General features: G+C 55.3%; 24 protein-coding genes and 3 pseudogenes. 17 read left to right on the forward strand and 10 right to left on the reverse strand.

Annotated elements, in window-relative coordinates; translation table 11 throughout:
- Positions 1-137 precede the first annotated feature (137 nt).
- From argE to OAN307_RS29720, 5 genes and pseudogenes are all read left to right on the forward strand, one after another.
- A complete protein-coding gene (gene argE / locus OAN307_RS06400) occupies positions 138-1,301 on the forward strand; it encodes an acetylornithine deacetylase (RefSeq protein WP_015498993.1) in 1,164 nt (387 codons plus the stop codon).
- Positions 1,294-2,638: pseudogene (locus OAN307_RS06405) on the forward strand (NAD(P)/FAD-dependent oxidoreductase). Before argE ends, OAN307_RS06405 begins: the two are co-directional and overlap by 8 nt.
- Before the next feature lie 176 nt (positions 2,639-2,814).
- Entirely contained in the window at positions 2,815-3,975 is a 1,161-nt protein-coding gene (locus OAN307_RS06410) for a M20 aminoacylase family protein (protein ID WP_015498994.1), read from the forward strand.
- Entirely contained in the window at positions 3,972-4,214 is a 243-nt protein-coding gene (locus OAN307_RS29715; protein ID WP_245540982.1) for a methyltransferase domain-containing protein, read from the forward strand. The genes OAN307_RS06410 and OAN307_RS29715 overlap by 4 nt, the downstream gene beginning before the upstream one ends.
- A gap of 55 nt (positions 4,215-4,269) precedes the next feature.
- Positions 4,270-4,599 carry a hypothetical protein gene (locus tag OAN307_RS29720; protein ID WP_015498995.1) on the forward strand — a complete coding sequence of 110 codons (330 nt, stop codon included), beginning with the start codon at positions 4,270-4,272 and terminating at the stop codon, positions 4,597-4,599.
- Here the strand turns inward: OAN307_RS29720 and moaA are convergent.
- Complete coding sequence (gene moaA / locus OAN307_RS06420; protein ID WP_044043315.1) at positions 4,570-5,574, reverse strand: GTP 3',8-cyclase MoaA; 1,005 nt, start codon at positions 5,572-5,574, stop codon at positions 4,570-4,572. The two genes, OAN307_RS29720 and moaA, sit on opposite strands and share 30 nt — an antisense overlap.
- 95 nt (positions 5,575-5,669) lie before the next feature.
- On the opposite strand from moaA, the gene OAN307_RS06425 reads away from it, so the two are divergent.
- The 11 genes and pseudogenes from OAN307_RS06425 to OAN307_RS06470 all read left to right on the forward strand — a co-directional run bounded on the left by OAN307_RS06425 (position 5,670) and on the right by OAN307_RS06470 (position 12,642).
- Complete coding sequence (locus OAN307_RS06425; RefSeq protein ID WP_015498997.1) at positions 5,670-6,140, forward strand: hypothetical protein; 471 nt, start codon at positions 5,670-5,672, stop codon at positions 6,138-6,140.
- Between the two features lie 9 nt (positions 6,141-6,149).
- Positions 6,150-6,719, forward strand: a pseudogene (locus tag OAN307_RS06430) (YihY/virulence factor BrkB family protein); the annotation flags it as partial.
- 92 nt (positions 6,720-6,811) lie between these two features.
- Positions 6,812-6,979: a YhjD/YihY/BrkB family envelope integrity protein gene (locus OAN307_RS30660; protein WP_275450637.1), complete on the forward strand. Its 168-nt coding sequence runs from the start codon at positions 6,812-6,814 to the stop codon at positions 6,977-6,979.
- 802 nt (positions 6,980-7,781) lie between these two features.
- Complete coding sequence (locus OAN307_RS06435; RefSeq protein WP_015499000.1) at positions 7,782-8,084, forward strand: 6TM ABC transporter family protein; 303 nt, start codon at positions 7,782-7,784, stop codon at positions 8,082-8,084.
- An 86-nt stretch (positions 8,085-8,170) separates the two neighbouring features.
- Positions 8,171-8,800 (forward strand): annotated as a pseudogene (locus OAN307_RS06440) (HlyD family efflux transporter periplasmic adaptor subunit); the annotation flags it as partial.
- Between the two features lie 198 nt (positions 8,801-8,998).
- Entirely contained in the window at positions 8,999-9,628 is a 630-nt protein-coding gene (locus OAN307_RS06445) for an ATP-dependent Clp protease proteolytic subunit (RefSeq protein ID WP_015499002.1), read from the forward strand.
- Between the two features lie 119 nt (positions 9,629-9,747).
- Positions 9,748-11,016, forward strand: a complete 1,269-nt coding sequence (clpX, locus tag OAN307_RS06450; protein WP_015499003.1) for an ATP-dependent Clp protease ATP-binding subunit ClpX — start codon at positions 9,748-9,750, stop codon at positions 11,014-11,016.
- Between the two features lie 2 nt (positions 11,017-11,018).
- A complete protein-coding gene (locus OAN307_RS06455; RefSeq protein WP_015499004.1) occupies positions 11,019-11,375 on the forward strand; it encodes a Rid family hydrolase in 357 nt (118 codons plus the stop codon).
- Between the two features lie 81 nt (positions 11,376-11,456).
- Positions 11,457-11,840: an NADH:ubiquinone oxidoreductase subunit NDUFA12 gene (locus OAN307_RS06460; protein ID WP_015499005.1), complete on the forward strand. Its 384-nt coding sequence runs from the start codon at positions 11,457-11,459 to the stop codon at positions 11,838-11,840.
- 2 nt (positions 11,841-11,842) lie between these two features.
- A complete protein-coding gene (locus OAN307_RS06465) occupies positions 11,843-12,289 on the forward strand; it encodes an MlaD family protein (RefSeq protein WP_015499006.1) in 447 nt (148 codons plus the stop codon).
- Complete coding sequence (locus OAN307_RS06470; RefSeq protein ID WP_015499007.1) at positions 12,286-12,642, forward strand: DUF2155 domain-containing protein; 357 nt, start codon at positions 12,286-12,288, stop codon at positions 12,640-12,642. The genes OAN307_RS06465 and OAN307_RS06470 overlap by 4 nt, the downstream gene beginning before the upstream one ends.
- On the opposite strand, the gene aat is transcribed toward OAN307_RS06470, so the two are convergent.
- Positions 12,606-13,247, reverse strand: coding sequence for a leucyl/phenylalanyl-tRNA--protein transferase (aat, locus tag OAN307_RS06475; RefSeq protein WP_015499008.1), 642 nt, complete (start codon positions 13,245-13,247; stop codon positions 12,606-12,608). The two genes, OAN307_RS06470 and aat, sit on opposite strands and share 37 nt — an antisense overlap.
- Positions 13,248-13,453: 206 nt before the next feature.
- Here aat and OAN307_RS30665 point away from each other — a divergent pair, with 206 nt between their 5' ends.
- Positions 13,454-13,579, forward strand: a complete 126-nt coding sequence (locus OAN307_RS30665; RefSeq protein WP_275450638.1) for a hypothetical protein — start codon at positions 13,454-13,456, stop codon at positions 13,577-13,579.
- Between the two features lie 64 nt (positions 13,580-13,643).
- On the opposite strand, the gene accC is transcribed toward OAN307_RS30665, so the two are convergent.
- The 8 genes from accC to OAN307_RS06515 all read right to left on the reverse strand — a co-directional run bounded on the left by accC (position 13,644) and on the right by OAN307_RS06515 (position 21,999).
- Entirely contained in the window at positions 13,644-14,993 is a 1,350-nt protein-coding gene (gene accC / locus OAN307_RS06480) for an acetyl-CoA carboxylase biotin carboxylase subunit (RefSeq protein ID WP_015499010.1), read from the reverse strand.
- A 22-nt stretch (positions 14,994-15,015) separates the two neighbouring features.
- On the reverse strand, positions 15,016-15,519 hold the full coding sequence (gene accB, locus OAN307_RS06485) for an acetyl-CoA carboxylase biotin carboxyl carrier protein (protein WP_015499011.1): 504 nt from the start codon (positions 15,517-15,519) through the stop codon (positions 15,016-15,018).
- A 125-nt stretch (positions 15,520-15,644) separates the two neighbouring features.
- Positions 15,645-15,974: a hypothetical protein gene (locus tag OAN307_RS06490; RefSeq protein ID WP_015499012.1), complete on the reverse strand. Its 330-nt coding sequence runs from the start codon at positions 15,972-15,974 to the stop codon at positions 15,645-15,647.
- Between the two features lie 154 nt (positions 15,975-16,128).
- Positions 16,129-18,087 (reverse strand): acetate--CoA ligase, encoded by a 1,959-nt coding sequence (gene acs / locus OAN307_RS06495; protein ID WP_015499013.1) that lies wholly within the window; start codon positions 18,085-18,087, stop codon positions 16,129-16,131.
- Positions 18,088-18,209: 122 nt separating this feature from the next.
- A complete protein-coding gene (locus OAN307_RS06500; protein ID WP_015499014.1) occupies positions 18,210-18,983 on the reverse strand; it encodes an ABC transporter ATP-binding protein in 774 nt (257 codons plus the stop codon).
- 1 nt (position 18,984) lies between these two features.
- Positions 18,985-19,755 (reverse strand): ABC transporter ATP-binding protein, encoded by a 771-nt coding sequence (locus OAN307_RS06505; RefSeq protein ID WP_015499015.1) that lies wholly within the window; start codon positions 19,753-19,755, stop codon positions 18,985-18,987.
- A 12-nt stretch (positions 19,756-19,767) separates the two neighbouring features.
- A complete protein-coding gene (locus OAN307_RS06510; RefSeq protein ID WP_015499016.1) occupies positions 19,768-20,964 on the reverse strand; it encodes a branched-chain amino acid ABC transporter permease in 1,197 nt (398 codons plus the stop codon).
- Positions 20,965-20,967: 3 nt separating this feature from the next.
- Positions 20,968-21,999: a branched-chain amino acid ABC transporter permease gene (locus OAN307_RS06515; protein WP_015499017.1), complete on the reverse strand. Its 1,032-nt coding sequence runs from the start codon at positions 21,997-21,999 to the stop codon at positions 20,968-20,970.
- Between the last annotated feature and the right edge of the window lie 71 nt (positions 22,000-22,070).

Genomic DNA, 22,070 nt, shown 5'->3' on the forward strand with positions numbered 1-22,070 from the left:
CACTTGATCAATGAGCGTAGCAGCAATCAGCCGCCCCGCAACCCCTCTTTGCACGAAAAAGTGTCAGTTGCCCTTGACGGGGCAGAATGCCCGTTTACCGTTCACGCACAAGACTTGGTGGCTAAATAGGGGGCAGTATGACAACGACACTCGACGCACGGACTTTGATGGAACGCCTGATTGGGTTTCCCACGGTGAGCTGCGACAGCAACCTGGACCTTATTGATTTTGTGGCAAAATATCTGAACGGGCACGGCATCGCGTCGACCCGCGTGCCAGACGAAACAGGCCAGAAAGCCGCCCTGTATGCCCATGTTGGACCACAGGTCGACGGGGCTGTTGTTTTGTCAGGCCACACCGACGTTGTGCCGGTTGACGGGCAAGCATGGAACACTGACCCGTTTGAGGTGGTCGAAAAAGGTGGCAAGCTTTATGGGCGTGGCACCTGCGATATGAAGGGGTTCGATGCGTTGTCGATCTGGGCCTTGGTCGAGGCGAAGAAGCGCGGCGTGACGCGGCCTTTGCAATTGGCGTTGAGCTATGACGAAGAAGTCGGCTGCACTGGCGCCCCACCGATGATTGATGCGATGATCGCCAGCGGGATGCCGCGTGCATCGGCCGCCATCATCGGTGAACCGTCTATGATGAAAGTCGTCACAGGCCACAAAGGTGGCATCGGTTTTGACGTGCATGTGCGTGGCTTTGAGGTGCACTCTTCCTTGCTGCACATCGGCGTCAACGCGATCATGTTCGGGGCAAAATTGATCGATTGGTGCAATGAGATGAATGCGCAGAACGCAAGCCACGCGCCTCTCGAAATGGACGCCGGATTTGTACCCCCCTATACGACCTTGCATGTCGGGATGGTTACGGGCGGCACCGCCCACAATATCACCGCAAAAGACTGCACTTTCGTGTTGACCTTTCGTGCCGTTCCGGGTGAATCGGGGCGAATGTGGGTTGATAAGTTTGAAGCGAAAGTCGCGGAAATTGTGTTGCAAATGCAGGCAATCCATCCAGACACGGGTATTGATTACAATCGCAAGTTCGACGTGCCGGGATTAAAGCCTGAAGGCGATGGTGTCGCGGAAGAACTGGCGCGCCAATTGACAGGGGACAACGCGGTAAACGTGGTCAGCTACGGCACCGAAGCGGGGCAATTTCAAGAACGCGGGTTTTCATCGGTGATATGCGGACCCGGCGATATCGCACAAGCGCACCAACCGAACGAATACATCACAATTGAGCAATTCAAAGCAGGCGAAGCATTCATGGAACGCCTGCTAGACACTCTTGCCTGAGTTCCCTATTTCCGAAGCAATACCAATTGAACATCGCGCTAAACTGCCAAGTGATACGGATGTGGTCGTCATTGGTGGTGGGGTCATCGGCGTCTGTACGGCCCTGTATTTGAACCGTGCTTCCCAGCGGGTTGTGCTGGTCGAAAAGGGCCGGATTGCAGGTGAACAATCCAGCCGCAATTGGGGCTGGATTCGTCAGCAAGGGCGCGATCCTGATGAATTGCCGATTATGGTTGAGGCAGCGCGATTGTGGCGCGAACTGTCCGCCCAAACCGGCGATACAATCGGGCTGGCTCAGGCCGGGCTGACCTATATGGCCAAGGACGCGGCGGAGATGGCTGAATTCGTGGGTTGGATGCCGCACGCAAAGGCAAACGGCGTCGATAGTCGTCTGCTAAGCCGCAAGGAATTGGCAGATATGATCCCCAAAGCGCAACGCGATTGGGCCGGTGGGATTTTCACGGCCAGCGACATGCGGGCCGAACCGATGATTGCTGTGCCGACCCTGGCGCGATTGGCCGTGCAAGAAGGTGTGACGATCATTGAAGATTGTGCTGCGCGGGGCATTGAACGCACCGCCGAAAACGTCACCGCTGTTGTGACTGAGGCGGGCACGATTAAGACCCCGCAGGTTGTTGTTGCAGGTGGCGCATGGTCCACTGTTTTTGCGCAATGCTGGTGTATCGATTCCGCAGCTTTCAGTGCGTGCCAGTGTGGTCGCCGTCGACGCGCCGCCCATTAGCTACAAGGGCGGCGGCGCGGATTCCAAAATCGCGTTCAGAACCCGCAGTGATGGCGGATATACCCTTGCGGCGGGCGATTTTCATGAATTTTTCGTCGGGCCGGACGCATTCAGGGCCTTTGGTAAATTCTGGCCCCAATTAAAATCAGACCCGTTTCGCTCGCGGTTTTTGCCGGCAGCACCAAACGGGTATCCCGATGGCTGGGGGACTGCGCGGCGCTGGGCGTTGGATGGCATCACCCCGTTTGAAAAGATGCGCGTTTTGAACCCGACGCCTGACGCTGGCAACTGCGCAGGATTGGTCAGTGAATTTGCCGCGCTGTTTCCAGAACTAGGTCCGGTGCGCGAAAAAGAATCATGGGCGGGCATGATAGACACACTGCCCGATTTGGTGCCCGTTGCGGACCGCATTGAAGATGTGCCCGGCCTGACAATCGCCACGGGCATGAGCGGGCATGGCTTTGCCATCGGTCCTGTCATCGGGCGCATATTGTCAGATTTGGTGACTGGAAACGCGACGGGCTATGATTTGGCGCGCTTCCGGTTTTCGCGGTTCACGGACGGGTCAAAGATGATGTTGGGACTTGCGATTTAAGAAAGGTTTTGCGCCAAGCTGCGCGTGTCGCCGCAGCGGGGCTCCCCCCCCCCACCCTGAGGCTCCGCCGCGCCTAGCGGCCACAGAGATATTTTTGTAGGAAAAGATGAGAATAAGGGGCTTGCCGAAGTGGGCGACGCGGCGCAACTTAGAGGTCAACAATCTGTAGGAATCCTATGCCCGTAAAGAACCGATTTGCCGAATTGCTGCCCGAAATCACTGCATGGCGCCGCGATTTGCACGAAAACCCAGAGATCTTGTTCGAAACCCACCGCACCAGCGCAATCGTTGCTGAAAAGCTGGGTGAATTTGGCTGTGATGAGGTTGTCACGGGAATTGGGCGGACGGGCGTGGTGGCTGTTATCAAAGGAAAATCCAACACATCTGGCAAGGTAATCGGCCTGCGCGCCGACATGGATGCGCTGCCGATCCATGAACAAACTGGATTGGAATACGCATCCAAAACCGACGGTGCGATGCATGCCTGTGGCCACGACGGGCACACCGCGATGCTGCTGGGGGCGGCAAAATACCTGTCTGAAACGCGCAATTTTGACGGCACTGTCGTGGTTATTTTCCAGCCCGCCGAAGAAGGTGGCGGCGGCGGCAAAGAAATGTGTGATGACGGCATGATGGAGCGCTGGAACATCCAAGAGGTCTACGGCATGCACAACTGGCCCGGCAAACCTGTTGGGTCGTTTTCGATCCGCCCCGGTGCGTTTTTCGCCGCGACGGATACGTTCGAGATCACGTTTGAGGGCGTCGGCGGCCATGCGGCCAAGCCCAATGAAACGGTCGACACAATGGTCATGGCGTCCCAAGCGGTGCTGACGCTGCAAACGATCGCCAGCCGTAATGCGGACCCTGTCGATCAGCTCGTGGTGTCGGTTACGTCGATTGAATCATCATCCAAGGCGTTCAACGTGATCCCGCAACGCATCGACATTCGCGGCACAGTGCGCACGATGTCAGAAGGTATGCGCGACATGGCCGAAAAACGCATCGCAGAAATTTGCAATGGCACAGCAGCAACGTTCGGCGGCACAGCGGTGATCAATTACATGCGCGGTTATCCGGTGATGGTGAATTCTGACGTGCAGACCGAATTTGCAGCACAGGTCGCGACGTCGATCTCAGGTGGTTGCGATGACGCCCCACTGATCATGGGCGGTGAGGATTTTGCGTTCATGCTCGAAGAACGCCCCGGCGCGTACATCTTGGTCGGCAACGGTGACACTGCCATGGTCCATCACCCAGAATACAACTTTAACGACGAAGCGATCCCAGCGGGCTGTAGCTGGTGGGCCGAAATTGTTGAGCAGCGGATGCCTGCGTGATTTGGGAAGATTGTTTCGCGGCTGAGGACGGCTATCTGTTCGGGGTCGAGCTGTCTGACGTGTTGGCTGCTTACCCGTGGCTGGCAATTCCGTCCCAATCGGTGCTGTGTGTAGCGGACGGAGAGGGGCGCAATTCGGTGCATTTGGCGCGCCGTGGCATGAATGTGACGGCGTTTGATCTGTCGTCCGCCACAGCTGTCGGACGTGCCACTGAGTTGGGCCGAACAGGCTGGCGTTAAGCCGCAACCCCACGTTTCGGAATGGGATCATTGAGACTGGACGCAGCAGTTCGACATGGTCGTGGGAATATTTATCCAGTTTGCGGGGCTGGACCTACGCGCCAAGCAGTTTGCAGATATGAAGCGGGGCCTGCGTACAGATGGGCGGCTGGTCTTACATGGGCATCGCCCTGAACAGATCGGGAGCGGTACTGGTGGCCCGCGAAACGCCGAGAATATGTATACCGAGGCGGAATTGCATAAGGTCTTTGCAGGTTGGACGATAGAACGGATTGCATCCTACGACTGTGATCAAACGTCTGGCCGAGCCCATGTGGGCAAAGCCGCTTTGATCGATTTTGTCGCGCGAAAGGCCTCAACCGCCAGTATGGCTCATATGCCTTGAAACCTGGCCATCAACTGTCTGGCGTGAATAGTCGAAATCGTGGCCTTTGGGTTTCAGACCGATCGCCGCACGGATCGCCGTTTCCAACTGAGCGTCGTCGTCACTGGCCCGCAAAGGTGCGCGCAGATCGGAGTGCCCTTCTTGACCCAAACAGGTGTAGATTTCACCCGTACATGTGATGCGCACACGGTTACAGCTTTCGCAGAAATTATGGCTCATCGGGGTGATAAGACCAATCTTCTGGCCAGTTTCCTCAAGACGAATGTAGCGCGCAGGGCCGCCCGAGCTTTCGGCCAAATCAGTGACCGTAAAGCGTTCTTCCAGGCGCGCGCGCAGGTCTTTGAGGGACCAGTATTGCATGATGCGGTCTTCGTTTCCAATGTCGCCCATCGGCATGACTTCGATGTATGTCAGGTCAACATCGCGGTCTGCGCACCAAGCTTGCATGGTGAACAATTCCACCTCGTTGAAACCTGCCAAGGCCACCGCGTTGATCTTGACACGCATCCCAACGCGCTGTGCTGCGTCAATGCCGCGCATAACTTGGGGCAGGCGGCCCCAACGGGTGATTTCGGCGAACTTCCCCTCGTCCAGCGTATCAAGCGAGACATTGATGCGACGAACACCAGCTGCATATAAATCATCCGCATATTTTTCAAGCTGCGAGCCGTTGGTCGTCAACGTCAACTCTTTCAACGCGCCGGTTTCGATATGCCGCGACATGGCGTTAAAGAATGTCATTATTCCGCGACGCACCAATGGTTCACCCCCAGTTATGCGAAGCTTTTTAACGCCTAAGTTGACGAAGCTCGTGCACATACGATCCAGTTCTTCCAGCGTCAAAAGGTCCTTTTTGGGCAGGAATGTCATGTTTTCAGACATGCAGTAGACGCAACGGAAATCACAGCGATCTGTCACCGAAACCCGCAGGTAAGTGATGGCACGTTGAAAAGGATCTATGAGAGGTTGTTTCATCCTCTAAAGGTAGGGACAGACCAACCCTCGCGCAAGGGTATTCCGCGACGAATTTCCACTCGACAGCGACGGGGGGCAACCTTAGGATTAAGGCCATGAAATACGGTGTTAAGATTGCGATCTTGATTGGGCTATCTGCCTGCACAGAGGGGTCATTTCTTGCAGGGCAACAGGGCGTGGGTTCCGAGTCTACAGTTGCGTTGCCAAGTGTGAGCCCCGATCTGCCACCACCGCCGCCGTCCAACGCCCGTACAGTTGAACAGTTTGACACTACGACGGCGCAAGATCGCGCGGTGGCAGTTGCGCCGCCCGCAGGCGGGGAGCGCCGCCTTGGAACCACCATCGCCAGCCTTGGCAGCCCGACCGATCCAGGTATCTGGCTGAAGACGCCGCTGGTGAACGCCGTCACAATTGGGCGCGTTGAATATAATGGAATGTCGGCGAACCTAGAACTGCGACCGTCTGGTGGCGCGATCGGGTCGGGGAGCCAGATTTCGCTTGCGGCGATGCGTCTGATCGAGGCGCCGTTGACAGCGCTTCCGGAAATGAGTGTTTATGCAAACTAGAACTGCCTTATGAACTGGCGGTCAGCCTTTGAAGTCGCGCGCCAAGTTCTTGATGATCTTAGCGAAAAGAACGCAGGCCTAATTTCTGCGGGGGTCGCGTTCTATGGATTATTTGCGATTTTTCCTGGCATTGCGGCGACCATATCCCTGTTTGGTATTTTTGCTGATCCGGTCGTCGTTGAAACACAACTTGATTTGATGGCGGGCTTGATGCCCGAGGGCGTGTTCGTGTTGTTTCAAACCCAGATTGATGGTCTGCTAAGTGCCGGAAGCGCGACACTGGGCCTGACGACCTTGGTGTCAATCGGGCTGGCGCTTTGGTCTGCTCGCACTGGCGTTGCAGCGTTAATTCGTGGACTAAACGCGATTTTTGATCGACCCAATCGGGGCAGCATCCGACACATCTTCGTGGCGTTGCTTTTGACGATTTGTCTAGTTGGTATCGCAATCGTGGCGCTATTGATGGTTGTCGTCGCCCCGATCTTTTTGGCGGTGATCCCGTTCGAAACGGATCAGGCGGTGCTGCTCGAATTGGTCCGCTGGAGCCTTGTGATCGCTGTTCTTTTCATTGGGCTGGGGCTTTTGTATCGCTATGGGCCCAATCGACGCTATGCGCGGATGGGTTGGGTGACACCGGGCGCGCGGTTGTTGTTGTTGTGTTCTGGCTCGCTATGTCGGCCGCGTTTTCAGTCTATGTCGCAAATTTTGCTACGTACAATGAAGTTTACGGCTCACTCGGCGCGGTCATCGCACTCCTATTCTGGTTCTATCTGAGTGCATACCTTATTCTTGTCGGCGCGGCGCTAAACTTCACACTGGATCGCCGTAAGCTACTGTGAAAAAGGCCATATAGTGAGATGGTGGCTTGATTGTGTTGTGACTGGAAAGAGAGAAGTTTTCTTTAGAAATTTTAAATAACCCAACATAAGGTGTCCGTAATGCAAAATTCGGCGCGCTAGAGTGCCGTAAATTAGATGCGGAGCGAGTACCATGTCAGCGATTAATTTCGTCGTCGTGATGTTGCGGGCAATATTTTCAGAGGGCCTGTAACCAGTGAGGGCGCTTCGCCTTTGCTGATCTTTGGGGCGGGGGCAGATGTTTCGCTCAACCTGACGCAAGGACAAATTATCTCATAAACACGGCACGCCCAAGCGCTTCAGGTTACGTTGGTCGGCGGTCGTGTCATCACCCTTGAGGGTTTTTTACAATGGATGGCCTCGCAGAGAACCAATTGTTCCTGTCCGCTGCTGGCTATTTGACCGAAGTGCAACTGACGCAGGGCGCTGGTGTAGGTTATTTCACCAGCTACGTTAGTGGCGAGGGCATGGGCAAATTTTCCGCCAACGATGACCTGTACTTGCTGGTGCTCGATCAAACCGGGACCCGATTATCGTTTTTGACACCACTTGTCGTGATAATCGCGCTGAAGTGCTACTGTCCGACTTTTTCCCCTATTTTGGCGGGCTCGTTTTGCGCGCTGACATGGCAGCCGCAGACCTGGCCAAGAAACACGTCTGTAAAGGCAAGAAAGCGCACTGGTTCTGGGGCGAAATGTTGTAGTTTACCGCCACATCGCAGAAATTGTTTTGGGGTCTTTTGTAGCCAACCCGTCGGCCGTCGCCGTGGCGCTGGTCTTGCGATATGTTGCTTGAGGCGGGATTGCGCATTGCGCGCGCCCGCCTGAAGGACGGCGCGGGTCGCAAAATCGAATTGCAGGTACAGTCCCTGTTGATGGATCGTTTGCTGGGCATGCGGCGCGGCAAAGAAGGCCAGACGCCAAGCGGCTTGTTTTTAGCTGGACGCGAATTCGATTCTGTGCGGGAATTCTTCACGGGATCAAGGAATAGCACCCTGACCGACCTTCCGCTTATTGTATTGTTTTGGCACTTGTGGCGTCCATTTGTGGTAATTTTGTATGGGTGTTGTTCGTTGTCGGGTTACTAATGGTGCTGCCGCCGTTCTTTCTGCAGACAAAAATGATTGCGCTGACACAGCAGACCCAAGGTATGTCGATCAAGCCCAACAAGTTGCTACATGAAGTCAGCCATGCACGAAAATCCAATTCTGATGCGTTGAACCAGTACAACGAAATCGTCACGCGGGCCGAACTTGACCGCGCTTCAGAATATTCGGATGTATTGTCCGCCTTGGCGACCCTGCGTCAAGATTTGCGCGTCGCGGAAGACCGTCTGACCCGCACAACGATCACCAGTCCTATGCGCGGCGTCGTCAACAACCTTGGCGTCACAAGGATCGGTGGTGTGATCCGCCCAGGTGAAATGATATTCCAGATAATCCCACTGGATGATGAGCTGTTTGTTGAGGCTGAAGTGTCACCGTCCAACATTGCCCACGTCATTCCTGGTCAGGCTGCAACAATAAAACTCAGTGCGTATGACTTTATGATCTACGGATCGCTGACGGGCGTGGTGCAGCTGATCTCAGCTGACACGTTTGAGGACGATCGTGACCCCAATGCAGCCCCCCACTACCGCGTGACGCTGCGGCTTGATACCGCAGAACTTGGCACACGGCAGGCCCAGATCGAAATTCGTCCGAGTATGTAGGCGGACGTGGAACTGCACACTGGATCAAAGACAGTTCTGCAATACTTCATCGAGTCGATGTATCGATCACAAGAGTCCCTGCGCGAACCGTAGGTCTGTAAAGTCGCGCACCTGCGACGAAATCAGAAAACGGTTAACGTGCGGTTGAATTCCGGCCCTGCCGTGCTTTATTAAATCCTACTCCAATATCATTGGGGTGCTCTTGAAGCCCCTCGACAGCGCCACTAAGGTTTGCGTAACAAAATTCCCGTACACGACGTGCGAGCGCGTCAGAATTCGAAGGCAGAGCATATGCAAGACCCTATTGATACCTACATGAACCTCGTTCCGATGGTGGTCGAACAGACCGCCCGCGGCGAACGTGCCTATGATATCTTCAGCCGCTTGCTGAAAGAACGGATTATTTTCGTCAACGGCCCCATTCACGACGGCATGAGCCAGCTTGTCGTGGCCCAGTTGCTGCACCTTGAGGCTGAGAACCCGAAAAAAGAAATTTCCATGTATATCAACAGTCCTGGAGGCGCCGTGCATTCTGGAATGAGCATCTATGATACGATGCAATATATCCGTCCCAAGGTGTCGACACTAATTTGCGGTATGGCGGCATCCATGGGGTCCGTGATTGCGGTTGGTGGCGAAAAAGGCATGCGCTTTTCTCTCCCCAACTCAGAGATCATGGTCCACCAGCCGTCCGGCGGATCGCAGGGTAAAGCCTCTGACATGCTCATCACGGCGCGTCATATCGAACAAACCCGAGAGCGATTTTACAAACTCTACATGAAACATACTGGCCAAACGCATAAGTCAGTCGAAAAAGCACTTGATCGCGACACTTGGATGACGCCCGAAGAAGCCAAAGAGTGGGGTCATCTGGACGAGATCGTCGAGAGCCGTGGCAAGGCGGAAGGTGAAGACAAGTAAACCCAAGTGACGTTTTTGACGTTGTGGACCATTTCGGGCTGCCTTAGGATACCCCCAAAAGCAGCCCGAAACACATTTATCGGCCCCCTATAACGGGACTAAGGCTAAGGAAATACGACATGGCGACAAAGTCTGGCGGCGACAGCAAAAACACCCTCTACTGCAGCTTCTGCGGCAAGAGTCAGCATGAGGTGCGCAAACTGATTGCGGGCCCGACTGTATTTATCTGCGACGAATGCGTCGAATTGTGTATGGACATTATCCGTGAAGAAACCAAATCGGCAGGGTTTAAATCCGCCGAAGGGGTGCCAACCCCGCTTGAGATTTGTCAGGTTTTAGACGATTACGTGATCGGACAGAGGCATGCGAAACGCGTGTTGTCGGTGGCCGTGCACAATCATTACAAACGTTTGAATCATGCCGATAAATCCGACATCGAATTGGCGAAATCCAACATCATGCTGATTGGTCCTACGGGCTGTGGTAAAACGCTGTTGGCGCAGACACTGGCCCGCATCTTGGATGTGCCGTTCACAATGGCCGATGCCACGACACTGACCGAAGCGGGTTATGTCGGTGAAGATGTTGAAAACATTATCCTTAAGCTGTTGCAGGCGTCTGAATACAACGTCGAACGCGCGCAGCGCGGCATCGTCTACATCGACGAAGTAGACAAAATTACCCGCAAGTCTGATAACCCGTCCATCACCCGCGACGTGTCGGGTGAGGGCGTTCAGCAGGCGTTGCTAAAAATTATGGAAGGCACCGTAGCATCGGTGCCACCCCAAGGTGGGCGCAAGCATCCGCAACAGGAATTCCTGCAAGTTGATACCACGAACATTTTGTTTGTTTGCGGCGGTGCATTTGCGGGCCTTGATAAGATCATCGCGCAGCGCGGCAAGGGTGCTGGCATGGGGTTTGGTGCAGAAGTGCGCGGACCTGATGAACGTGGCGTTGGTGAGATTTTCAATGATCTCGAACCAGAAGACCTGCTGAAATTTGGTTTAATTCCCGAATTTGTTGGCCGTTTGCCAGTGATTGCGACGCTTGAGGATCTGGATGAAGATGCGCTTGTTACGATCCTGTCCAAGCCAAAAAATGCGCTGGTGAAGCAATACCAGCGCCTGTTCGAACTTGAAGACGCCAAACTGACTTTCACAGATGACGCGCTGGTGGCAATCGCCAAACGTGCGATTGAACGCAAAACAGGCGCACGCGGATTGCGCTCGATTATGGAAGACATCCTGCTCGACACAATGTTCGAATTGCCAGGCATGGACACCGTGACCGAAGTGGTCGTGAACGAAGAGGCCGTCGGCCCCGACGCGCAACCGTTAATGATACACGATGATACCAAGAAAAAGGCCGAGCCCGCGACGGCTGGGTAACGATGATCAAACGTGTATTCTCTGGCGGTGAATTTGAAGCCAAAGTCGGATATTGTCGCGCTGTTGCTGCTGGCGGTTTTGTCTACGTCGCAGGCACAGTTGGTCAGGGCAGCACCGTGTTGGAACAATGCGCATCGGCGCTTGAAGTCATCGGGAAAGCACTGAAAGAAGCGGGCAGTGACTTTGATAAAGTGGTGCGCGTGACCTATATGCTGGCGGATCGATCTGAGTTTGAGGCGTGCTGGCCCATGCTGCGCGACGTGTTTGGCGATAATCCGCCCGCTGCGACAATGATCGAATGCGGTCTGATCACGCCGCAAGACCGGATCGAAATCGAAGTCACCGCGCTGGCGGGCTGACGCGCAGTGTGGACCACGGCCCCCCTAGACCTCAGTGTTACAATCGGGCATGACAGAGCGAAGCAAACCGGAGCCAAAACCATGGGTGTTTTCAACTTTATCAAACGGATTTTCACGTGGTGGGACGGGCAAACGCTTGGAACGCAGCTGTGGACATGGCGCAAGGGCACCAAGGTCGGCGAAGATGAGCTGGGTAATATCTATTATACCAATGCTGACAAATCTCGCCGCTGGGTGATTTATGATGGTGAGGTCGAAGGCAGCCGCGTCAGCCCTGACTGGCATGGCTGGCTGCACCACACGTGGGATGAAACGCCGAGTGACAAGCCTCTGATCCACAAGTCGTGGGAAAAACCACATGTGCAGAACCTGACAGGCACGGACGCAGCCTATGCGCCGGCTGGGTCGTTGCGCCGCAGCGATCCTGCAAAACGCGCCGATTACGAAGCATGGACACCGGAATAATCATGCGTGAAAATACCACAGAGGTCGTGGTCGGGGCGGCCATTCTAGCGGCGGCGCTTGGATTTTTATGGTTTATCGTGACCGCGACAGGGCTAGGTGGGTCTGCCACAGGAATGGAATTGAAGGCCAACTTCCGCTCTGCGGAAGGCGTCAGCGTCGGGACAGATATTCGGCTTGCTGGTGTGTCCGTCGGCGTAGTCAGCGGGTTGGATCTCAACATCGAGACATACCGCGCTGACGCGATCTTTGCGATTGATCAGGGTGTTTCGATTCCCGATGACAGCGCAGCCGTTGTCGCATCCGAGGGCCTTTTGGGCGGCACGTTTGTCGAAATTGTTCCCGGTGGATCGTTTGAAAAGTTCGTTGACGGCGGACTGATCGAAGACACCCAAGGCGCCGTGAGCTTGATCCAATTGCTGCTGAAATTCGTTGGAGGAGAAGAAGCGTGAAAACGTTTCTGACGGCCTTGCTGATATGCCTTGTGATGCCTGTTTGCGCGCAGCAGGCGATAACGGCCTCAGGCGGGACTTTGCGGGTTCTCGACAAAATCACGGGCCGCACTCAAGATCTCGAATTTGGCAACGGCCAGACCCAAACCGTTGAGCTTATGGCGATCACAATGACCGAATGCCGCTACCCAAGTGGTAACCAATCTGGCGATGCCTATGCGTTTTTGACAATTTTATACAACAATGCCGCCGATCCGGTTTTTCGCGGCTGGATGATTGCGTCCGCCCCTGCGCTGAACGCACTGGATCACCCACGTTATGATGTTTGGGCGTTGCGCTGTAGCAGCGAATAGGCGTCCGAAACGCCAGTCTGACGCTCAAAATCAGCATCGAGCGCGAGTGCGGTGTCTAACATGTGTCGATACTGTGCGCGTGAAACCTCGACCCCCCCAAGGCTGGACAAATGCGGCGTTATGAACTGGGTGTCGAATAATTCAAAGCCGCCGACGGCCAAGCGATCCACTAAATAGGCCAACGCGACTTTCGACGCGTCGGTGCGGTGGCTGAACATACTTTCCCCAAAAAATGCGCCGCCCAAGGTGATCCCAAAAACGCCACCGACGAGGACCCCATTGTCCCAAACCTCCACCGACCGCGCCATGCGTGCGCGGTGAAGTTGGTTGTAAAGCGTCACAAGCATTTCATTGATCCACGTTTCATCGCGGTCGGCGCACCCCGCGACAACGCCTTCAAAATCAACATCATAAGTGATGGTGAACCGTTCAGACCGAACAGTTTTGGCGAGAGAGCGAGAGATGTGGAAGCCGTCCAATGGCATAACTCCGCGCTGGCGTGGGTCCACCCAAAACAAGTCCTCGTCGCCACGATGCTCTGCCATTGGAAAGATCCCGCCAGCATAGGCCGACAGCAGCATTTCCGGAGTGAGCGTTGTGGTCATTTTGTGCCTTCATTCATCTAGAAAGATTGTCGCACGATCACGGTGGTGGGTAAATGAACAGTCAAATTAACTGGAAATAGCACATGAGCTTTCCGATTTAATTGCGGACTTGCCGTATTATCATGATCATACCGTACCAGTGCAGCAGATGAACAAGCGCCACGATGCGCTTATTGCGCCGTTCGCAGCTGAAATTTCAGGGTCGCGTGATCAAAGCAATCCCCAGTTTCAAGGCGATGTGGCGTGTGGTCCAAGAGTTGGATGATAGCTGCGACTGGGTGGATTGGAACGCCCGCGCCATGGATGATCGGCGCGGGGTGTCAGGCTATTAACGCGAAACGGATATGCAGCGCAGCACCTGGGTGCTTCGGCCAAATCCCTAGGTGAGGTTGGGCCCTAAGTGAGGAGGTTGGTTTCGAGCCAGTGTTCCAGCCAATGGATGTTATAGTCGCCGGTTAGCACCGCGTCTTCTTGCAGCAAGGCGTGGAACAGCGGAATGGTGGTGTCGACGCCATCGACAATCAACTCGCCCAAAGCACGCGCAAGACGGGCCAACGCCTCTGGTCGGTCACGACCATGGACGATGAGTTTACCGATCAAACTATCGTAGTAGGGCGGGATGGAATAGCCATCATAAAGCGCAGAATCCATCCGAACACCAAGGCCACCGGGCGCGTGGAATTGCGTAATGCGACCGGGGCAGGGCGAAAAGTTCGGCAGTTTTTCAGCGTTGATCCGAACCTCAATGGCGTGGCCACGAATTTTCAGATCGTCTTGGGTGAATGACAGCGGCATGCCGGACGCCACGCGGATTTGTTCGCGCACAAGGTCTTGATCGAATATCGCTTCGGTCACGGGATGTTCGACCTGAAGGCGGGTGTTCATTTCAATGAAATAGAACTCACCGTTTTCATACAGAAACTCAATCGTGCCCGCGCCGATGTAGTTGATATTGGCGCAGGCGTCTGCACAAACTTTGCCGATTCTCGCCCGCTCCTCGGGGGTGATCGACGGGCCGGGGGCTTCCTCAAATACTTTTTGGTGGCGGCGCTGCAACGAACAATCGCGTTCACCCAAATGCACAGCCTTACCTTTGCCATCACCGAATACCTGAATTTCGATGTGGCGCGGGGTGGTCAGATATTTTTCGATGTAGACTTCTGAGTTACCGAAATTCGATTTACCTTCGGCGCGCGCCGTTTGGAACGCCGATTTCATTTCGTCAGCCGAATTAGCGACCTTCATGCCTTTGCCGCCGCCACCGGCTGTGGCTTTGATGATCACCGGATAGCCGAACTCTTCGCCAATTTTAAGCGCGTCTTCAACCGTATCGACGCCACCAGGGGAGCCTGGAACGCAGGGCACGCCGAGTGCTTTCATTGTGTCCTTGGCAGTGATCTTGTCGCCCATGGTGCGGATGTGTTCCGCCGTGGGGCCGATAAACGTTAACCCATGGTCTTCGACCACTTGCACGAATTGCGCGTTTTCGGACAGGAAACCGTAGCCCGGATGGATCGCCTGTGCGCCAGTGATCTCGCATGCAGAAATGATCGCCGGAAAACTCAAATAGCTGAGAGGCGACGGCGCGGGGCCGATGCACACGCTCTCGTCGGCCATGCGAACGTGCATGGCGTCAGCATCAGCAGTTGAATGAACAGCGACCGAGCCGATGCCCATTTCGCGACAGGCGCGGATCACGCGCAGAGCGATTTCCCCACGGTTCGCGATCAGGATTTTGTCAAACATTTCAGTCCCTTATCTTTGATCCCTATTCGACGATCATCAGGGGGGCGCCGAATTCAACAGGCGCGCCATCTTCGACCAAAAGCCGCTTAACTGTGCCGGATTTTGGCGCAGGGATATGGTTCATGGTTTTCATCGCTTCGATGATTAACAATGTGTCACCTTCGCTGACCTTGTCGCCGATTTTTACGAAAGCTGCGACATCGGGTTCGGGGGACATGTAGACTGTGCCAACCATCGGCGATGTGACGGCACCGGGCAAGCTGGCGGGGTCTGCGCTGGCTTCGGGTGCGGGGGACGCGGCTGCGGCGGGTGCTGCTGCCATGTGTACCGGCGCAGCTGCGGCTATTTGCGTTACGACCTGTGCGGGCGGCTTGCGACTAACGCGGACATTAAGGCTGTCGTTCTCACCGTAATCGCGTTTTACCTGCAGTTCTGTCAAATCGTTTTCGCGTAGCAATTCTGCCAGCGCTTTGATGAAGCTGACATCTGAGTCGCGGTCGGAATTTTGAGGCGTCGTTTTGGTCATTGTTCCCTCGGCGTGTTGCCTGTCTTTTGGCGCGTTTCATATTTGTTTATCGCAAACACTGCCAACGTCTTACACCAAGGTGGCGAGGGTGGAAAGCGGGCCGAACGGGGAAAAATGACGTTGATTTATTTTGCCTGGTTTTCGGGTGCTGCCTCTTGCTTTGGGGTGTCTTGTTTTTCAGGCAGTATATTGATGCCATAGGGCTTCAGTGTGCGCTGAGCCGGGGACACACCAGATGTGTCGAGCTTTAGCGCTGCGTCGCTATTTCCAAGTGCTGCTTTGCTGACGAAACCGCTTTGCGTTGGGCTGGCCGAAACAGGTAGCGGCACCTCGGGGGATGGGTCTTTGGTCGTCGCGGACGCGTCAGCCGGTGCACGGCCATCTGGCATCGCAGGCGGTGGCGCGGGTTGTTGTGCGGGGGCTTGGCCCACAGCGATTACGACTGGAAGTTCCATCTCAGGCTCCTGTTGCTAGAACGGAGCCCCCACCGACGTTGGTTATAGCGCACAGCCCTTAATAAACCGTTTAGTGCGATCTGTTTTTCTGCTTTGGACAAACGAATGCCGCGATGACGAATCAGCGCGGCATTCGTTTGAATTTTTAGGTCGATCAGCTGCGATTCATCCGGTTTTCAACCAGGTCTTCCACGACGGACGGATCTGCGAGCGTGGACGTATCCCCCAATGTGTCAAAGTCGTTCTCAGCAATCTTGCGCAGAATGCGGCGCATAATTTTTCCAGAACGGGTTTTTGGCAAGCCGGGGGCCCACTGCAACAGGTCAGGCTTGGCGATGGGGCCGATTTCGCTGCGGACCCATTTATTCAATTCAGCACGTAATTCGTCCGTAGGGTCGATCCCATTCATCAAAGTAACATAGGCGTAGATGCCCTGACCCTTGATGTCGTGCGGGTAACCAACGACGGCGGCTTCGGCCACTGCGACATGCGCCACCAGTGCGGATTCGACCTCTGCGGTGCCCATGCGGTGGCCAGAGACGTTGATCACGTCATCGACGCGTCCCGTTACCCAGAGGTCGCCGTCTGCATCGCGTTTGCAACCGTCACCAGAGAAATAGTAGCCCGCGTAATCCCCAAAATAGGTCGTTTCAAAGCGCTCATGATCGCCCCAAATTGTCCGCATCTGGCCGGGCCAACTGTCTTTGATACACAGCACGCCGCTGACGTCGTTGCCGTGAACCTCCTCGCCTGATTGCGGGTCCAACACGACTGGGAGCACACCAAAGAAAGGCACCTGCGCGGCACCGGGTTTCAGGGTCGTTGCACCGGGCAGGGGGGTCAGCATGTGGCCACCTGTTTCAGTCTGCCAGAACGTGTCGACAATGGGACAATTGCCTTTCCCTACAACGTTATAGTACCAATTCCACGCTTCAGGATTGATCGGTTCACCGACCGAGCCGAGCAGTTTGAGATCGGACAGATCGTGCTTTTCTACCCAGTCATTCCCGTGGGCCATCAACGCGCGAATGGCAGTCGGGGCGGTGTAGAACTGGTTGACCTTATGCTTGGCACAGACATCCCAGAACCGACCCGGGTCAGGGTAGGTTGGCACACCCTCAAACATGATCGTTGTGGCACCATTGGCGAGCGGGCCATAGACGATATAGCTGTGGCCCGTCACCCAGCCAACGTCGGCGGTACACCAGAACACATCGCCTTCGTGGTAATCGAACGTGTATTCATGGGTCATGGCTGCATAGACGAGGTAGCCGCCTGTCGTGTGCACGACGCCTTTGGGCTGACCTGTTGAACCGGACGTATACAGGATAAACAGTGGATCTTCTGCAGCCATTTCAACGGGTTGCTGATAGTCGTCGGCTTCTAGCACCATGTCGTTGTAACTGTAGTCACGGTCCGTCCATGTGGTTTGGCCGCCTGTCCGTTTCACAACGAGGCATTTGACGCTGTCTTTGCAACGCAACAGTGCCGCATCTGCGTTTGATTTCAAGGGCGTAGCTTTGCCACCGCGGGGCGCGTGATCGGCGGTGATGACGACTTTGGCGTCGCAGCCGTTGATCCGCGCACCGAGGGCGTCGGGTGAGAAGCCTGCGAACACGATGGAATGCACAGCGCCGATGCGTGTGCAGGCCAGCATTGCGTAGGCAGCTTCTGGAACCATCGGCATATAGATGACGACGCGATCACCTTTAGTGACGCCTAAGGTCTGGAGAACATTGGCCATTTTGCAAACGTGCGTTTGCAGTTCGCGGTAGGTGATGTGCAGCGATTCAGTCGTGTTCGGATCGTCGGGTTCCCAGATGATCGCCACCTGATCGCCGCGGGTTTCGACGTGGCGATCCACGCAGTTGGCAGACACATTCAGGGTGCCGTCTTCAAACCATTTGATGTCGATGTTACCCGGTTCAAATGACGTATTCTTCACTGTTGTGAAGGGCTTAATCCAATCAATGCGCTTGCCATGCTCCCCCCAGAACCCGTCGGGATCGTTGATGGAATGGGCGTACATTTTATCGTAGCCAGCGGCGTCAACATGGGCGCGTTTGGCGGCTGCGGCGGTGGGTGGATATGTCTTGGATTTGGTGGCTGACATGGGGGCATCCCTTATTTGAATTGGGGCCAGTTTGGGCGAGTCACACAGCGTACACAAGTTGTACACAACTTGTATGCCTGCGGGTATGTCGGCGCGGCACCGAATTGGTCCCGCAACCGCTGTCAGATCGCGAGGTATCTGGAGCGCAGGTCTTCGTCTTCCAGCACTTCCTTCGCCGAGCCGTCATAGACGACTTTGCCGATATCGAGGATCACGGCACGGTCGGCCAGTTTCAACGCCGCGACAGCGTTTTGTTCGACGATGACAGTGGTGATGCCTTGGTCGCGAATCATTTTCAGCGTCTCGGCGAGTTCCTGCACGATGACCGGCGCCAGGCCTTCATAGGGTTCATCCAGCAGCAACACTTTGATGTCACGACACAGCGCACGCGCGATAGACAACATCTGCTGTTCACCACCCGACAAGGTCACACCATCCTGTTTGCGCCGTTCACGCAGGCGCGGAAACAAATCGTACACGCGGTCCAGTGACCAGCCGATGGGCGGGGCGATCTGGGCGAGTTTCAGGTTCTCTTCGACGGTCAGGCCGGGAATGATGCTGCGATCTTCGGGCACAAGTTGAATGCCCGCTTGTGATGCCTGCCAGGATTTCATTTCATGCAGTGGTTTGTGGTCAAGCCAGATTTCGCCACTGTTCAGCTGCGGATCATCCATGCGCGCAATCGCCCGCAGAGTGGATGTTTTGCCAGCCCCGTTTCGACCAAGAAGGGCGAGGATTTCACCTTCGTGGATATCAAAACTGATACCTTGGACAATGTAACTTTCGCCGTAATAGGCTTCCATGTTCCAGACCGACAGGTATTTGGGCGCGGTGGCGGCCATATTGCGGTTCTTGTCGAATGGGCCTTCGGCGTCGAGATGTTCAACGTGGGTCATTTTAGTTAACTCCTTCGACCGGCGCTTCGCCGAGGTAGGCTTCGCGCACTTTGGGGTGGCCTTTGATGTTGTCGGGCGTGTCTTCGACCAGCGGCGTGCCTTGTGCCAGCACGGTGATCCGATCTGCCAAGGAGAACACCACGTTCATGTCATGTTCGATGATTGCCATGGTCACACCACGTTCTTTGCGAATCATCTTGAGCAGTTCGATCGTGTTTTCAGTGTCGGCGCGGGCCATGCCAGCGGTCGGTTCATCCAGCAGCAACAGGCGCGGTTCCTGCACCAGACACATCGCCATTTCGAGGCGGCGTTTGTCGCCGCGCGACATTGCTGACGCCTGCATCTCGCGCTTGTCGAGCATGTTGACTTCGTCCAGCACGGCTTCGGCTTTTTCGATCATAGATTTTTCGTGACGCACGGATTCGAATGCGTGCATCCGGAACGCCCCGTCGCGTTTGGCAAAACACGGGATCAGCATATTTTCCATCACGTTCAGATCGCCGAAGATTTCAGGCGTTTGGAAAACGCGGCTGATGCCCATCTGGTTGATCTCATGTGGTTTACGCCCCAGCACCGACTGGCCGTCAAAGACGACAGACCCGCTATCAGGGATCAGCTTGCCGACCAGCACGTTGAGCAGGGTAGACTTGCCCGCCCCATTGGGGCCGATGATCGCGTGACAGGTGTTTTCCATCACATCGAGGTTCACATCCCCAAGGGCCTGCAGGCCGCCGAAGCGTTTGTTGACGCCTTTGACTGAAAGTAGTGCCATTGTACCGGCTCCTTATTCTGCGGGCGTGCGGGACGCGGCGTCCTGCGTGTCTGCAATTTTGTTGCGGTGGAACAGTGCTGCGATGCGTTGACCGCCCTCAACAAGACCACCGGGCAGGAAGATCACGACCAACATGAACAAGATGCCCATGGTCAGGTGCCAGCCTTTGCCGATGAAGGGATAGACCATCGACACGATCACGTCTTCAAGGCCATCAGGCAAAAAGGCGAACCATTCGTGCAAGATGTCTTTGTTAATCTTGGAAATGATGTTTTCCATATATTTGATCATACCGGCGCCAAGCACTGGCCCCAGCAGGGTGCCTGCACCGCCAAGAATGGTCATGATCACGACTTCGCCGCTTGCGGTCCAGAACATGCGCTCTGGTCCGACTTGGGTGTCCATCGCCACCATCAGGCCACCGGCAAGTCCGGCGTACATGCCTGAAATTACAAAGGCTGACAGGGTGTAGCGTTTTGGCGTCAAGCCCGTGTAGTTCATCCGCTGTTGGTTGGATTTCACCGCCCGCAACATAATGCCGAACGGCGAGCGGAAGATGCGGATCGAGAGGTAGAATGCGATCAGCAAGAAGAAACCAGCGATGTAGAAGCCAAGGTTGAAGGTAAAGACCCAACCCCCGATCGCCAATTCGATTGAGTTGCCCATTTCAAGGCCGAACAGGTTGGCCCGACCGATGCTGCCGTCCGCAGGCCCACCAAACAGCGGCGTATCGGTGTTTTTGATCTGAAGACCCGTTTCACCGCCCGTGATTGGTGTCAGCACCGAATAGGCCATTGCAAACATCATCTGTGCGAACGCCAGCGTCAGGATTGAAAAGTAGATGCCGGATCGACGCAAAGACACATAGCCCACCACCAGCGCAAAGACACCCGCGACCATGATCGCTAACAAAATGCCTGGGATCACGTTCAGCGTAACCAGTTTCATCGACCAGATCGCGGCGTAGGATCCGATACCCAGAAATGCAGCGTGTCCAAAGCTAAGGTATCCAGTGAGGCCAAACAGCAGGTTAAAGCCAACTGCAAAAATACCGAAGATTACGAAGCGCTGCATCAAGTCCGGATAGCCTGCGTTGAATTGCGCCATCGCGGAGCCTTCGGGGAAAGGGTTGAGGATGAACGGTGCAAATATAACCAGCCCGAACACGATCAGCATCAAAGTGCTGTCTTTTTTGGTAAGTCCGAACATGGCTTATTCCTCCATCACGCCCTTGCGACCCATCAGGCCACGAGGACGGGTCAACAAGATGACGATTGCGACAAGGTAGATGATGATTTGGTTGATGCCGGGCAACAGGTCGATCACGACTGGCATTGAGGCAAAGCTTTCCAGAATTCCGAGCAGGAAGCCCGCAGCGACCGCACCGGGCAGAGAACCCATGCCACCGACCACGACCACCACAAAGCTGAGGACCAAGAAGTCCATGCCCATGAAGTAATTCGGGGCTACGATGGGCGCATACATCACCCCCGCAACACCAGCGACGGCGGCAGCAAGGCCGAACATGAAGGTAAAGCGCTTGTCGATGTCGATACCCAGCAGGCCGACTGTTTCGCGATCCGCCATCCCGGCCCGCACAACCATGCCGAATGTGGTGAATTGCAGGAAGGCGAACACAGCGGCAATGATCACCGCTGAGAAGGAGAAATAGACCAACCGCCAGTACGGATACATGATCGTCTGCGCCTCATAGCCGAGGAACACGCCGAAATCCAAAGATCCGGTGAAGGCGGGCGGGGCCGGGGTTTGAATGGGGTTTGCGCCGAAGAAATATTTGATGATTTCGCCGATAACGAGGGCCAGACCGAACGTCACAAGGATCTGATCTGCGTGGGGACGTTTGTAGAAGTGTTTGATCAAGCCACGTTCCATCGCAAAACCCACGAAGATCATAACCGGCACCGCGAACAGGATGGCAATTGGTACTGCCCAGTCCATTATGGTCTGACCTGCGGCCATTCCGAACCAGTCCTGCACGTAGAACGTATCAACTTGCATCGGGTTGCCGAGGAAATCTGTTCGTGTTGCATCGACGATCTTATGAGACGCGCTCAGGATCTTGGAGGTGATCACAGCGCAGAATGCACCGAGCATGAACAGCGCACCATGCGCGAAATTCACCACGCCCAGCGTGCCGAAAATGATGGTCAGGCCAAGGGCGATCAGCGCATAGGCGGACCCCTTGTCTAGACCGTTGAGAAATTGAACGATGATCTGGTCCATTGCGTGGCTACCTCTGATCGGTGGGTGCATAGCTTCCGCACGCCATGTGGCAGCAGATCGGTGCAAATGTG

Source organism: Octadecabacter antarcticus 307, from assembly GCF_000155675.2.
Taxonomy (GTDB): Bacteria; Pseudomonadota; Alphaproteobacteria; order Rhodobacterales; family Rhodobacteraceae; genus Octadecabacter; species Octadecabacter antarcticus.

Coding starts and splice junctions, on each gene's coding strand:
- argE (WP_015498993.1), top strand. CDS start 138: ATGACAACGACACTCGACGCACGGACTTTGATGGAACGCCTGATTGGG.
- OAN307_RS06410 (WP_015498994.1), top strand. CDS start 2,815: ATGCCCGTAAAGAACCGATTTGCCGAATTGCTGCCCGAAATCACTGCA.
- OAN307_RS29720 (WP_015498995.1), top strand. CDS start 4,270: ATGGTCGTGGGAATATTTATCCAGTTTGCGGGGCTGGACCTACGCGCC.
- moaA (WP_044043315.1), bottom strand. CDS start 5,574: ATGAAACAACCTCTCATAGATCCTTTTCAACGTGCCATCACTTACCTG.
- OAN307_RS06425 (WP_015498997.1), top strand. CDS start 5,670: ATGAAATACGGTGTTAAGATTGCGATCTTGATTGGGCTATCTGCCTGC.
- OAN307_RS30660 (WP_275450637.1), top strand. CDS start 6,812: ATGTCGGCCGCGTTTTCAGTCTATGTCGCAAATTTTGCTACGTACAAT.
- OAN307_RS06435 (WP_015499000.1), top strand. CDS start 7,782: ATGTTGCTTGAGGCGGGATTGCGCATTGCGCGCGCCCGCCTGAAGGAC.
- OAN307_RS06445 (WP_015499002.1), top strand. CDS start 8,999: ATGCAAGACCCTATTGATACCTACATGAACCTCGTTCCGATGGTGGTC.
- clpX (WP_015499003.1), top strand. CDS start 9,748: ATGGCGACAAAGTCTGGCGGCGACAGCAAAAACACCCTCTACTGCAGC.
- OAN307_RS06455 (WP_015499004.1), top strand. CDS start 11,019: ATGATCAAACGTGTATTCTCTGGCGGTGAATTTGAAGCCAAAGTCGGA.
- OAN307_RS06460 (WP_015499005.1), top strand. CDS start 11,457: ATGGGTGTTTTCAACTTTATCAAACGGATTTTCACGTGGTGGGACGGG.
- OAN307_RS06465 (WP_015499006.1), top strand. CDS start 11,843: ATGCGTGAAAATACCACAGAGGTCGTGGTCGGGGCGGCCATTCTAGCG.
- aat (WP_015499008.1), bottom strand. CDS start 13,247: ATGACCACAACGCTCACTCCGGAAATGCTGCTGTCGGCCTATGCTGGC.
- accC (WP_015499010.1), bottom strand. CDS start 14,993: ATGTTTGACAAAATCCTGATCGCGAACCGTGGGGAAATCGCTCTGCGC.
- accB (WP_015499011.1), bottom strand. CDS start 15,519: ATGACCAAAACGACGCCTCAAAATTCCGACCGCGACTCAGATGTCAGC.
- OAN307_RS06490 (WP_015499012.1), bottom strand. CDS start 15,974: ATGGAACTTCCAGTCGTAATCGCTGTGGGCCAAGCCCCCGCACAACAA.
- acs (WP_015499013.1), bottom strand. CDS start 18,087: ATGTCAGCCACCAAATCCAAGACATATCCACCCACCGCCGCAGCCGCC.
- OAN307_RS06500 (WP_015499014.1), bottom strand. CDS start 18,983: ATGACCCACGTTGAACATCTCGACGCCGAAGGCCCATTCGACAAGAAC.
- OAN307_RS06505 (WP_015499015.1), bottom strand. CDS start 19,755: ATGGCACTACTTTCAGTCAAAGGCGTCAACAAACGCTTCGGCGGCCTG.
- OAN307_RS06510 (WP_015499016.1), bottom strand. CDS start 20,964: ATGTTCGGACTTACCAAAAAAGACAGCACTTTGATGCTGATCGTGTTC.
- OAN307_RS06515 (WP_015499017.1), bottom strand. CDS start 21,999: ATGGACCAGATCATCGTTCAATTTCTCAACGGTCTAGACAAGGGGTCC.